The organism is Sporomusa sp. (assembly GCF_035561255.1).
GTDB lineage: Bacteria > Bacillota > Negativicutes > Sporomusales > Sporomusaceae > Sporomusa.
On the sequence record NZ_DATMXX010000146.1, the window covers coordinates 32132 to 45480 of the forward strand.

Genomic DNA, 13349 nt, shown 5'->3' on the forward strand with positions numbered 1-13349 from the left:
TAACATAGCCTGGCAAATAAACAATAACTTGTTAGAACATAGGGAGGCCCTTCACATTCATGCAAAAAATTGCCACAATTAGTTTACAGCCGGGTATGGTCATCGCCCGCAATGTTTTCAGCACCGAAGGCGTGTTGCTCTTAGGTACTGATACAGAATTGAATCATTTACATATTGAACGGTTACGGCAGTTTGGCCTGACAAGTATATATATAAAAAACCCGTTTACTGATCAGATGGTTGATGGTGACCTCATCGATACTATCCCTGAGGTTGTCCGTGAAGAGACACGGGTACAAGCGGTCCAGGCGGTACATGCTGCATTTCAAAATATCTCCGACACCCGCCAGGTAGATACGAAGGAGTTTAAAAGAACAGCTGCCTTTCTTACTGATGAGGTTATTAAAAACCGGGGGGCCATGGTTCATCTGACTGATATTCGTTCACGCGACGGCTATACCTTTGGGCACTCGGTTAATGTCTGCGTTTTATCAACACTCACCGGTGTCAAGCTAGGCTATAATCTTCTCGAGCTCAGAGAGCTGGCTCTGGGAGCCTTACTGCATGACACAGGAAAAATGCTCATTCCCAAAGAAATCCTGGTCAAACCGGGGCCCCTCACCGTCGAGGAAAGAAAAGTCATGGAGAATCATCCTGACTATGGCTTTGATATTCTCCGCCGCCAAAGCGAAATCCCCCTTATCTCCTCCCACGTTGCCCTCCAGCATCACGAAAAGTTTGACGGCAGCGGTTACACCCGCAGCATGGGTGGTTTAAATATCCATCACTATGCCAGGATTGTGGCCATCGCTGATGTTTATGACGCTATTACCTCAGACAGACCCTACAAAGAAGGAACTCTGCCATATGAAGCCTATGAGATCATGATGTCGCTCGCAAATACCCACTTCGACCCAGTCATTTTAAGAACCTTCCTGAGTCAAATTGCAATCTATCCCTTGGACAGCATCGTTAGACTCAACACCGGTGAGATTGCCCTGGTAACAAAAGTAATCTCCGGTCTACAAACCCGGCCCACCTTGAGAGTGATTATTGATGCTAACGGTCACAGGCAAACCGAAGGGGCCGAGATTGATTTAACCAAACAGCTGACAACCTTTATTGATAAAATCTTCACCCCTGCCGAAATATTAGAACTGGACGCTAATTCAGCTTGATAAATAAACCTGAGGCATCATCCCAACGCCTGCTGGCTTTTATCAACAGGTCAAACCAGTTGGCTGTACTGTCAAAATCACGGAGATCCAGGTCTTCAGGCAGGCCATTGACTTCGACCAGATCCAATATGCCGTCTGTCACAAAATAAATAGTATCTCCGGCACGTACAGGCATTTGAACCTCGGTAATATCAAGCTCCGGAATGATTCCCAAAAGGGAACCAGCTGTTTTTACCAAACCATTGCTTGTCTCCGAAGCCACAAAAAAACCGGTAATGCCAGCTGGCACCAGAGTAAGGATCCTGCTGTCAAAATCCAGTTCGAAACATAGCATGGCGGCAAAGGTCTCTTCTGTAAAATAGCGCATTACCGTCTGGTTTATCCAGCGTACCTTGTCAACAAGCGGAATCTCCATTAAATAAGCTTCCTGCATGAGCACATTCAGAGCTGCGGTCTGGAGGGCGGTTCCCAAGCCATGCCCGGCCACATCGATCATATAGCCGGCTAAAACATGGCCGCCTTTGATAAATGTATAATGGAAAAAATCACCACTTACCATATGATAAGGTTCAAATACGGTCCGAATACTCACCTGGCCGGTATCAAGATCAGCAGGCAATAAACTGCGCTGCACTTGACCGGCAGTTTTTATGTCCTTTTTCAGGGCCTCCTGCAGACGGACATACTCCGTTATATCCCGGAAAGTAGCTACAATGGCCTGCTGGTCCCGGTAGCTGATCTGCGTTGCCGAAAACTCAACAGTAATACCATGCCCGTCTTTACGCCGGAAATTCCGCTGGCTGCGGCTCTCACCAGTAGCCAATGCCTCCTCAAGATCGGCCACAATGTCGGCTGAGATTGCTAAATCCTTAATATGGAGCCAGACTACTTCAGCTTCCTCAAAACCCATAATCTGCCGAAACTGATCATTAGCCTCCTGAATCCGCCAGGTTTCGGCATCCAAGACAATAATTCCATCGCTTGACTGTCGTAAAAGTGCGCGATAACGCTCATTCCGAGCGTTAAACACCTCGGCCTGGCGCACAGTTTCCTGCAGTTGCTGCTCTACCAACCTGGCCATGTGGCGATTTCGCTTATACAGCCAACCAGAAGTTATAACACATAGTATTAACAAAAATACTACCAGCATATTGATCGAATCCATTGGCTACCTCCGTCTGATTAACAACTATTTTCTTATTATATAATATTTTCCTGCCAGTGAAAACAGCACCGGTTACCATAAATGAAAAACGAGATTGCTCAGCTCATGCTCGCAATCTCGTTTTTTCTATCGATGGGAAATCGTTAATTTATTTTTACTTAGAACTTTACCATTCTGGTCAACAAAGGTAATGTCCACGCCACCCCAGACATCAAAGATTGTTTTATCAAGCACTACATAGTCGGATGGTTGCGTCATCGCAAGTGTTACCGCCGAACCGTGTCCCGGACTCTGAGTACGGACAGTGACAGTCATCTTATTGCCGTTCATAACTACTTTTTCAATGCCAACCCCATAACCACCTGACGGGGCTGTACCAAGATAAGCAAACAGTACGACTTTTTTATCATAATTAATATTCTTCACTTTACTCAGAACATTTTCCGGGATACGCTTGTCCTGTCTAAGCTGCGATTTATAATCAACGATAGTAGCAAAAGCCATATCTTTCAGGTATCTATCTTTATGCCAGCTCCAGTTGGCAAATTTATTGGAGGAGAACAGGGTTTTACCTGTAGTTTGAGCAGGTGGAACCGGTTTATATTGGCCAACTACCTTGTACGTCGTCCAAATGGCGTCACCGCCGCCAAACGGTTTAACCAAAATCATGGTATAATTTTTCCCGTTATGGGTTACTTTGACATGGACCTCACCATGACGGGCCAACTCGCTATGTGCCAGGCGCTTAACAATAGTAAAGCTATCTTTATCGGTAAAGCCATAGTTTTTTCCTTCCCGGCGGGCGACTTTCATTGGGTCAAGACGCCAGCGTTCGTAACCTGCGTCAACATTCTGCTGCCACTTAATTATTTTGGCATAATCAAGGTTTGCCACCCCTGGTCCTACGTCAATTTTTCCCGAACTGGCAACAACTCCGCCTGGTAATACTCCCGGTATTTTAACAACAGTCTCAATAATGCCCTGAACCGAGGTATCTTTAAGCACTACAGCCGGCCGATCATCTGTCATTACCTGTTTAACAGGAACTTGAAACATCTTACTTCCTTCTGCTTGCACTGGAATACTGCCGTCTTCAGCTTCCTCAACTCCGGTAGTCATATCCCCGGTTGCAGTGGCTAAAACGGTCTCTTGCGTCATAATCGGTGTTGACTGAGCCCCTTGTTCAAGCACAGCAGATTGAGTCAGATTCAGCCATTGGGCCGATGCCGGCTCAGGCAGGGCAGCAAAAGAGGTTGCAGCCGTAATCACTGCCAGACCGGTGACAGCAGAAATAAATTTTATCTGTTTCTTATTGATTTTCATGTTTTATCCCTCTCATTTTATTAATCTATTGCAATTGACTCCTTAGTCAACTCATCTACTTAAACGCCATCGTTCCCTCAAAGGTAACGCCACCAACACAAGAAAAACTTCCCAGACTCAGGGGGACGGTTCTGCTGAGTCACAAACAGCAAAAAAGTGACTCAAGAGAACCGTCCCCTTGAGTCACTTTTGTTGTTTCTTTTATTTTGCTACACTTACTTTGGTGAGTGTTTTTGCCAGGTTTAGGAGTTCTTCTTCAGTCGCTGTGCCTTCCAGGGTTACCTCTGTGTTGTCGACTGTTACTGTTACTTTGTTACGATGCGGGGGTTTGATCTCGACTGATTCATTGGGAACCGGGGCAGCCATTTTTGTGCGTGCTTCCGGGGGTTGCGGGGCTGTCCGGAGGTTTCGCTGAATTTTTGGGGCCTGGGTAACAATTATTTCGTCAGGTGCACCCTGGTGATAAACCTGGCGGATTCTTTTGGTGGCAGCGTCAATGCTGACAATATCGGCTTTTCGTTCTGCCAAAGCCAGCATGGTTTCGCTGGCCGCCGGAACCGGTGATTGCGGCGGGACAAGGGCAATACTGGGCTCCTGAGCAGCAGGTGGAGTCACATCTGCTGCTTCGGGTTGAGCGGCTTGAGAATCCTGTGCCGGTTTAGCGGGTAAAACCGGCGTCCGGGTATCAGCCGGCGGTGTAACTAGATTGGGTGGTGTCTTCGCGATTGTTGGGGGCTGCGGAGCTTCGGTGACTGGAGCAGGCGACGTCTTAACTAATTGCTGCTCTGGGGTGACCGGCGGCATAACCTGCAACAACGCGACTAGAACAACAGCTGCGACCGCACTTGTCAGACCGGCAAAGCCCCAGGCCCGATGCCTTTTGCGGTTTTCCCGGGCAATGGTATTGGCTGCTTGATTTACCAGGTTATCGAGCACTGCCGGAGGTGGTGCAAGCATTGGTTCTGATGCATCCTTAACCAGTTTGGCGGTCAATAGCAGTTCTTGTAACTCAGGTTCCTGGCTCTCTTCGGGCACCACACCCCGGTTAAGGGCATCAATGGCGGCTGACAGCGCTTCTGCTTGTCTTTTCTCGATTTTTGTATTATCCTGCACCAGCTTCACCTCCTCCTGTTAACCCATGCTCGGTAAATAAGTCTTTAAGTTTTTTCAGCGCCCGCTGCTGCAGCATTTTTATCGCAGCACCGCTTTTGCCCATAATCCGGGCAGCATCGGCAACCGACAGCCCCTGAATAATCCGCAGTTCAATGACCTGCCGCTGTTCAGCAGGCAAGCGGGCCAGCAGGCCGAGTACTTCCCCGCGCCATTCAGCGTTTACTGCAGACTCTTCCGGCCGTGAATCGGGATCAATGATCGGCTCATTGTATTCAGCAATATCCACAACCTGGGGAGCCCGGCCGCGTTTACGGTAATAATCAATAATAAGATTAAGGGCAATCCGTGACAAATAGGTTTTAAAGGTGGCGTTCGTTTCTTTATAACGTGGTAATGCTGCCAGGGCCCGTAAGAAGGTGTCTTGTGCAATCTCCTGGGCATCTTCGGGATTGCCGGTTTTTGCTAAAGCCAAACGGTACATAGAAGGCCAATGGCTGGAAACAAGCGCATTAAGTGCTGCGCGGTCACCTTCCCTGGCTTTGGCAATCATAATATTTTCATTTTCTGACAATCATTGTCACCACTCTTTAGGCTTACATATAATTTAACGTTACAGAAGCCAATAAGTAACGCCACAGGTCGTTATCTTATAGTATGTTACGAATGCATGAAAAAAATTTCTTAGTTTCATTACTTTACCAGAAACTCTCCCAGGGCAAGAGGGAGCTGTGCCAGCTTTTCTTTTACCTCTTCAACATCATCAGCAAAATCATCAGCTGTTGCTTTATCGTCAAAGCGCACTTTGACATCTACGGTATGTCCATCATACAAACGAAACGAGGTCTCAACCAATCCAATATTCTCTGTCTCTACACAAATCCTGAGCCAGGTCTCGGTCACTGTCTGTCCGGATTTTTTTCGATCTTCCTGCTCCTGGTGATAGATATGGATATGGGCCGGGTAGGCGGTCTGACCCTCACCAAAATACAGTGGCACGGTAAAGGTCAATATGCTCTGATTATCCTGACGCTCGGCAATGATACCGCCTGGTTTGGGCATAGTTTCAGCCAAGCCCCTGATTATATTGGCGGCAGCCTTCAACTCTTCAGGGTTTTTCCCTTGCCCGGCTGTGGTTAACGCGACTAAATCCAGTTGGGGGCCAGGGGTGGCTTTAGCCGTAGGCCGTCCCTCAGGACTAAACGGCTCTGCTGCCTGTTCCAAGGTTGCAATAAATAGTGCCAGCTTTTCCGGGAGCGGCTGGGTTGATTTAATAAAGGCAATCAGGGGTTCAGGCAGGTCTTGCAAGTCTTGCAGGGCCTGCCGGGTTTGAAGATTTTGTGGGCCTGTATTCCCGGTCTGGGCCGGTAGTTCCTGGCGCAGTAAGGCCTGAATAAATTCCCGGACCTCCGGTGGCAGGCTTTTGACCACCTCAGAGCGGCTAAAAACAGACTTCAATAAGGCAGGCACATCCACATCCTGCTGCTCTTGTACATCAGGGTGGGGCTGTGGCATATTTGGCAAGGCGGGGATATCTCCTTTTACCTGCCTGGGCGTACCCGGCAAGGGAGCTGCCGGCGGTTTATCAGGTTCGGCATCCCGGACATCCGGCTTACTCAATACCTGGGACGCCACCTCCGGTTCACCTGGCAAAACCTTAGGCTGAGCTGGTGCCGGTGTTTCAGGCCCTGGCTCTGCGGGCAGCTTCACTGTAGGAAGAACAGTTGCCGGCAGCTCCGGGTTCTCAGCCAAAGCCTGCTCCGACTGAGATGCTGCTGTGGCAGCAAGTTCACGCAATACCTTGACGGTTGCTCTAAGCTCTGCCGGGGTTAGCTTTCGCCAGACATTGATCAGCTCAGTCAATGCTGCCTGCGGCTTACCTGCCGGTATTCCTGCAGGCGGGGGAGCCACGTCCTCGCCTGCACCTGTCATCGCTTGCTCCAGTGCCGCAGCTAATATTGTCAACTTCTCAGCAGCTGTCCGCGGCGCCTTAAGCAGCGAAGCCACCCCTTCAGGAACAATAGTTTGTGCGGCCTGCGACTGATGCAATATATCTTTAACAAGCTCTTGGACTTCGGGTGGCAAACTGTTAACAACCGCGGTGCGGGCGGTAACTGTTTTGCCAAGTTCTGCCAACTCGATGGTGATAAAGCTTTCCAATGACAACAATGCCGCCTGCGCGGGTGCTGCTTTCGTGCCAGTGGCATTCGCCTGAACCTCACCACTGGAATCCTGATTGACCACCAGACTATCTGCCGTTTCAAGCTTGACCGGCAGAGCCGGAGCGGTACTGTTGATATTAATACTATTCACGCGGTTGTACACCTACCTTCCTCATTCCAATAACAAATACGGCGATACTGATAATAGCAACAACTGCACTACTATTAAACATAGCCGTATAGCCAAATTTTTCGCCGGCAAACCCCAGGACAACAGCACCTGCAGTGATGCCCAGGTCCATAAATGCTGTAAAAAATCCCAGCGCAACTCCCCGGTCCTGGGGTGGTGTATAATCAACAACCAGGGCATTAAGTGTCGGCATAAATGCGCCAAATCCAAAGCCATATAATAGGGCTATTATGATCAGCATTTCACTGCTGCTCAGTTGGGCCAGCATCAGGACAGCGCCAACCACCAGTGCCATACATGGCAGGATAACCCGCTGGCGGCCAATCCTGTCAGACAATTTCCCGATAAATACCCGGCTGGCAACAGTACTGGCTGCAAAAGCGGTAAAAAAGATCCCGATATCGCTGATTCCCTGCTGTGGGGCAAACAATGGCAAAAAAGCAATAATGGCACCATAAGTGGTAGCTCCGCCAAATAAGGCCAACGCCGGCATCAGCACCTCACGCCGTTTACCAACAGCTAAAAAGCTACCGGCCGGCCGGCCACCGTAGTTTGCAACCGCCAGATCTTTCACCAGCAGGATACAGAGAAAAGCGGCCCCCGCCACCGCTGCCGACAGTCCAAACAAATAATTAAAATCACCGGTCCTGCTGATAACTGCCGTACCCCAGGCGGGAAATAGAGCCATGGCAATAACATTAGAGGTGCCGTAAACACCCATAGCCTCACCCCGCCGCGCCGGCGGTGCCAAATCGGCGATATAGGCCGCTGAAGCGGCCAAAAAAGCGGCATGAGCCAAACCATGGGACACACGCATAATATATAGGGGGTAAATCGCATTAACCAGGCCGTATAGCATAAATAACAGCGTAAAACAGCCTGCACCAATCATCATAACCTTTTTCCGTCCAATACGGTCGGCAAGCTGACCGAAATATGGCCTGATCAGTACAGCCGCCATGGTATACAGACCAGTGACCAGTCCAACCTGTGCAGGTGTGCCGCCCAGGGTGTCAACATATTGAGGCAGAATAGGCAATAACAAATAAAAGCTGCCAAAGTAGAAAAAATTAGCCAGACAACTAAGGGTAAAATTTCTGGACCAAAGTGCACCGTCCTGAGGGTTCATACATACCTCCTTGAACTATCTACCTATATATTTGGCCTGCTCTGTCCCGGTTCCTGCTGCTTAAATTTATTTTTAAGCTGTTTTTTATTTAATGACTTAACATAAGCTCACAAATATTTGCATGGCAACATAAACTACAGTAAAAGCCGTAAGGAGGCAACATAATGGCAACTTTCCAAAGTATGATATCCGGACGCAACTGCAAGCCAAACCCTGTAGTTCAGCTGGTTCCCAGCCAGTCGCTCACTGCCGGTTATTTTTTGTTACAGGTTGAGCCTGCCATTCGTCATGGGATCAAGGAGCTTGAAGGCACAAGTACGCGCCATGCTATGACTGAGTTAGCGCTTATGAGTTATTTAATGGGCATGGGTTTTGAATATCGGACAGCTAAAGTAATTGTAGAGTCTTGGGAAACTGATGACAGTTTATTGGCACAAGGACTCTTAAGCGAGTAAAAAAAGAGATTGCCGGCACCGCCCGCAATGACCGTGGAGGACAATACACTCCAACCGGTCATTGCGAGCCTTGGCGCGGCCAATCTCTTTTTAGCTACTCAATTACAGTAACTAATTGCCCAAACAACTCTTTATTTGCCTTAATTTTTTGCTCGCCACCCAGCACACACAGGTAATTAGCCTTCATAACGGCATCCACAACGTCCGAAAGTTTTCTGATATCGTCCTGCCTGGTAGCCAAAATCTCATCCCGCTCCTGTTGCAGGTCAGCCTGACTGATATTCCTAATGTAAGCGGCATCAGCCCTTTCACCTTTCATCTGTGGTGTCAGCGGTGCATCCAGGGTACTCATGGTCCCAATAATGTATTTGGTCATTTCCCGCTTGCTAACATTGCCAGGGGTAAAGTCATTCAAATATTGAACAGTCTCATCATATACTTTTACGGTTTCGCCCAGGTTGGGGTCCCGGTAAGAGCCAAATACAACATTACCACTCCGGTCAAACTGGGCAAAGGCACCGTAGGCACCGCCCTGAACCCTAATCCGGTTCCAGAGATAATCATAACGCAGGATTGTCTCAAGGACCTTCATACTGCCACGATAGTTATAGCCGAGACGGCGGAAATTGGCGCCTTTAGCAACATATTGCACCTTGCCTGAGGTTAAGAGTCCCTCGTTAAGCGCCTGGGCTTTGAAGCTATACTTGACTGGTTTAAACTGCCTGGAGCCCAGTTTCTCTTTAAGTACGGTGAGACTCTTCCGGAATTGCTCATAGTCTTCCTTGGTGCAGGTAACGCCTACCAGCAGATTATCCTTATTAAATACTGTTTGGGCTACAGCCGACAACGTCCGGCCTATCTCCTTCACCTTGGTTTCAAGGTTATCCTCAAGCGCGGCAATAAACTTGTAGTAGGTCAGTAAGCCAACCTCATTGTATTTAGCAACAGGTGATAAGTAGGATAACAGGCGGCTGGCGACCACCTGCTGGCCGCGGCGGAACAGTGCCGTATCCCATGCGGCCTTAGTTTCGCGGATAAGCTCCTTGAGCCTGCTGCCGTCATTAAACAGGCTGCCACCGGTTACGTCCCCTAAGAGACCAAACATCTCCGGCAGCTTGCTTACAAGTGCCTTGGCTTTAACCCTAAACATCGGGGTAAAGGTCTCATCATCGGCGTTCTCGGAAAAAGCAAAAACATCATAGGCAAAACCGCCGGTATGAATGTTAATCTCCTTGGCCAATTCGGTATATGGCAGCTTGGCGGTGTCTACTTTACCTAAAATATCAGCTAACAGAAACACATAGGGCAGTTCAGCTTCAGCAACAGCGCCAATATTAAAGTAGAGGTTTATATAGGCAATCTGATTAGTAAAATGGGGATGCAGCAGTATCGGCACTCCCTGTTCTTTCTGCTCAACGGTGACCAATTCTTCCGATTTAGGATCAATATCTTTTAACTCCAAAAGCGGGATTGACTCTAACGCCTCCGGTGAATCAGCCGCTTCCTGGCGTTCTTTTAAGGCCTTTGTTTGCTTAACGAGGGTATCCAGTTTGGCCTGGCTGAGGCTATCTTTGTACTCAGCTAATTTTTGTTTTAACTCTGCAGCCTTTTGGGCGCCAATATCACAGCTCGGCTTTAAGGCAACCAGCGCCTGATGGGTATTGTTAATGAGATAGGTTTTTATAAGCTGTTCAAAATAGCCTTTTTTATATTGCTGCTTAATTTTCTCCAGCGACGGTTCGTACGCCAGGTGGATCAGCGGATCTTCATCATAGAGCCAGCTGTCAAGACACTTCATGTTGTAAACAAGACCTTTAGGACGGTTGCCATAGTTAGCTTCTCTGAGGTGGAACTCGAAAATATTAACTGACGACTCAACCAGTTTTTTATCCAGGCCATCTTTTGCCAGTTTCGCTAAAGTAGTCGAAATAGCAGCCTGGAAGGCGTCAAGCTGATCGGCATTTGCGCCGCTTACGCCGAAGGTCATTGTCGGCTGCAAAATGCTTTTGCTGTAGCTGCCAAATACCTCTTTGCCCAGTCCAGCATCTAATAACGCTTTTTTAAGCGGTGCTGCCGGTGTCTCCAGCAGGATATGCTCCAGCATCATCAGCCCCAGGTAGCTTTCGGGATCGGTAGCTTTGCCGGCAGCGATATTGAGGGTAATAAAGGTCTTATCTTTGGTTGATTCCTGCGGAGATACCGGATAGTCAACCACTTTAACAACAGTTTTCTTAAATGGCTTTTGCAGCGGGATATCTGAATCGATGGTTGCCGCAGCAAAATCTTTAAGATAAGCCTGATCCAGGAATTTCAGATTATCGTCTAAATCCAGATCGCCATACAGGAAAATATAGCTGTTGGACGGGTGGTAATATTTTTTATGAAAGGCAACGAACTGCTCTTGCGTAAGCTCAGTGATATATTCCGGATCGCCGCCAGACTCGACGCCATAGGTAGTATCCGGAAACAGCGCAGCATAAATCTGATGTTCCAGGATAGCGTCAGGTGAAGAGAATACTCCTTTCATTTCATTATAAACAACGCCTTTATATGTGAGTTCAGCGTCCTTGTCAGGCAGCTCATAATGCCAGCCTTCCTGCATAAGAATCTCGGGAGTTTCCAGCATCCGGGGGTAGAATACGGCATCCAGGTACACGTCCATCAGGTTGCGGAAATCTTTTTCGTTGCGGCTGGCAACAGGGTACATGGTCTTATCCGGGAAGGTCATCGCATTAAGAAAGGTATTAAGCGAACCTTTTACCAATTCAACAAACGGTTCTTTAATCGGGAATTTGCGCGAACCGCACAATACGGAGTGCTCTACAATATGCGGCACACCGGTTGAGTCTTCAGGCGGGGTACGGAAGGTGACGGAGAAGACTTTGTTATCATCATCGTTGCCTAGATATAGCAGGCGCGCGCCACTTTGTTTATGCACAAACAATTTGGCATCAGAGTTAATCTCGGCTACGTGCTTAGCATCCATTAGTTTAAAACCGTGATAGGTCTGGCCGATCTTAAAGGACATGCTTTTACCTCGCTTTTTGTAGTTTTACTTTTTATCCTATGTATTGCCTTACCAAGAGGTTATATCTTTTGCCTTTCGTCAGATTGGAACAGTTTTCCTGCAAAAAAGAGAATCTAATAATAGATTCTCCCGTTTGCCACACATTTAATTATAAAATTACAAATTCTATTATATCCAATGCGTTAAAGTTATCAGGCTAATACCAGCCGCGCAGTTTCATTGCCTCAGTCAGCCGCTCCAGGGCGACAATATAGGCAGCTACCCGGAGGGTGCTCTGATATTTTTTACTGGTCTCATAAACCTTCTCGAAGGCCTCTACCATCATTTCTTCCTGGCGGGCATGCACCTCTTTTTCGGTCCAATAATAGCGGTAGAGATTCTGCACCCATTCAAAATAGCTGACGGTAACACCACCGGCATTCGCCAGAACATCAGGAATAATCATAACGCCACGGTTGGCCAATACCTCATCGGCGGCAGGTGTTGTCGGGCCATTAGCGCCTTCAGCAATGATCCGGGCTTTAATGCGGTCAGCATTATCGCCGGTAATCTGACTCTCAAGGGCACAGGGGGCTAATACCGTAACAGGCAGTTCCAGCAGTTCGGCATTACTCATGCTGCTGGTGCCGGGGAACCCCATTACCGAACCCTTATCTTTTATATACTCCTCGACAGCATAAGGATTAAAGCCATCCGCTTTGTAGATTGCGCCATGCACATCACTGACAGCCACAATTGTGACACCAATATCATAAAGAAGCTTGGCGGTGAAGCTGCCTACATTACCAAACCCCTGCACTGCTGCGGTTGTCTGATTGGCATTTAAACCAAGCTTTTTAAAAGCCTCCCGTACGGTAAACATAACACCCCGCCCGGTAGCTGAACCACGGCCGGCCGAGCCGCCGATCGTTTTAGGCTTGCCGGTAATAACCCCAGAGGCCAGACGACCGAACGATTTGCTGTATTCATCCATCATCCACCCCATGATCCGGGAATCGGTGTTGACATCAGGGGCAAGTATATCAACATACTCACCGATAATTGGCGCTATTTTTTGAATATAACCGCGTGACAAACTCTCCAGTTCGCGGCGGGACAGGTTGCGGGGTTCGACAATAACGCCACCCTTGCCGCCACCATAAGGCAGGTTTAATATCGCGCATTTGAAGGTCATCCAGAAGCTAAGGGTCTTAACCTCATCCATGTTAACATTCTGATGGAAGCGGATACCTCCTTTAGCCGGGCCAAGCGCAGTATTGTGCTGAGCCCGGTACCCTTTGTATACCTCCAGACGGCCATCGTCCATAATGACCGGGATGGAGACCTCGAGCGTCCGCTCTGGCTCAGAGCAGCTTAGCTGCGGCAGGATCTATCTTAATTAAGGTTGCTGCTTTGTCTAACTGGACTTTCGCCATTTCAAAATATTTTGCATGCTTATCAACCCCCTGGATATATTTAAATATTCTTACATTTTCATCATATTATTCGTTAATGCTTTTTGTCTACCGAATACATAATACAAAATCAATCCTATTAGTGTAAATTAGCAGTGAAAATATGCATTGGTCAAAAATTCTGAAAGGATATTTCTCATGACCCCCGAAAAGAT

Annotated in this window: 10 protein-coding genes; 2 read left to right on the plus strand and 8 right to left on the minus strand. The window is 48.1% G+C overall.

What is annotated here, in order from left to right:
• Positions 1-59 precede the first annotated feature (59 nt).
• Entirely contained in the window at positions 60-1178 is a 1119-nt protein-coding gene (locus VN379_RS08235; RefSeq protein WP_325532702.1) for an HD-GYP domain-containing protein, read from the plus strand.
• Here VN379_RS08235 and VN379_RS08240 read toward each other — a convergent pair.
• The 6 genes from VN379_RS08240 to VN379_RS08265 form a co-directional block, all read right to left on the minus strand.
• A complete protein-coding gene (locus tag VN379_RS08240; RefSeq protein ID WP_325532704.1) occupies positions 1165-2343 on the minus strand; it encodes a PP2C family protein-serine/threonine phosphatase in 1179 nt (392 codons plus the stop codon). The two genes, VN379_RS08235 and VN379_RS08240, sit on opposite strands and share 14 nt — an antisense overlap.
• Before the next feature lie 126 nt (positions 2344-2469).
• Positions 2470-3666: a protease complex subunit PrcB family protein gene (locus VN379_RS08245; RefSeq protein WP_325532706.1), complete on the minus strand. Its 1197-nt coding sequence runs from the start codon at positions 3664-3666 to the stop codon at positions 2470-2472.
• Positions 3667-3867: 201 nt separating this feature from the next.
• Positions 3868-4779, minus strand: a complete 912-nt coding sequence (locus VN379_RS08250) for a hypothetical protein (protein WP_325532708.1) — start codon at positions 4777-4779, stop codon at positions 3868-3870.
• A complete protein-coding gene (locus tag VN379_RS08255; protein WP_325532710.1) occupies positions 4769-5350 on the minus strand; it encodes an RNA polymerase sigma factor in 582 nt (193 codons plus the stop codon). Before VN379_RS08255 ends, VN379_RS08250 begins: the two co-directional genes overlap by 11 nt.
• A 119-nt stretch (positions 5351-5469) precedes the next feature.
• Positions 5470-7089 carry a hypothetical protein gene (locus VN379_RS08260; protein WP_325532712.1) on the minus strand — a complete coding sequence of 540 codons (1620 nt, stop codon included), beginning with the start codon at positions 7087-7089 and terminating at the stop codon, positions 5470-5472.
• On the minus strand, positions 7082-8257 hold the full coding sequence (locus tag VN379_RS08265) for an MFS transporter (protein ID WP_325532714.1): 1176 nt from the start codon (positions 8255-8257) through the stop codon (positions 7082-7084). Before VN379_RS08265 ends, VN379_RS08260 begins: the two co-directional genes overlap by 8 nt.
• Positions 8258-8421: 164 nt before the next feature.
• On the opposite strand from VN379_RS08265, the gene VN379_RS08270 reads away from it, so the two are divergent.
• On the plus strand, positions 8422-8712 hold the full coding sequence (locus tag VN379_RS08270; RefSeq protein WP_325532716.1) for a hypothetical protein: 291 nt from the start codon (positions 8422-8424) through the stop codon (positions 8710-8712).
• Positions 8713-8806: 94 nt separating this feature from the next.
• On the opposite strand, the gene VN379_RS08275 is transcribed toward VN379_RS08270, so the two are convergent.
• Both VN379_RS08275 and VN379_RS08280 read right to left on the minus strand, forming a co-directional pair.
• Entirely contained in the window at positions 8807-11740 is a 2934-nt protein-coding gene (locus VN379_RS08275) for an insulinase family protein (protein ID WP_325532718.1), read from the minus strand.
• A 196-nt stretch (positions 11741-11936) separates the two neighbouring features.
• The gene (locus VN379_RS08280; protein ID WP_325532720.1) at positions 11937-13046 is read right to left on the minus strand and encodes a Glu/Leu/Phe/Val dehydrogenase; all 1110 of its coding nucleotides are present in this window, start codon (positions 13044-13046) and stop codon (positions 11937-11939) included.
• Positions 13047-13349: the final 303 nt, after the last annotated feature.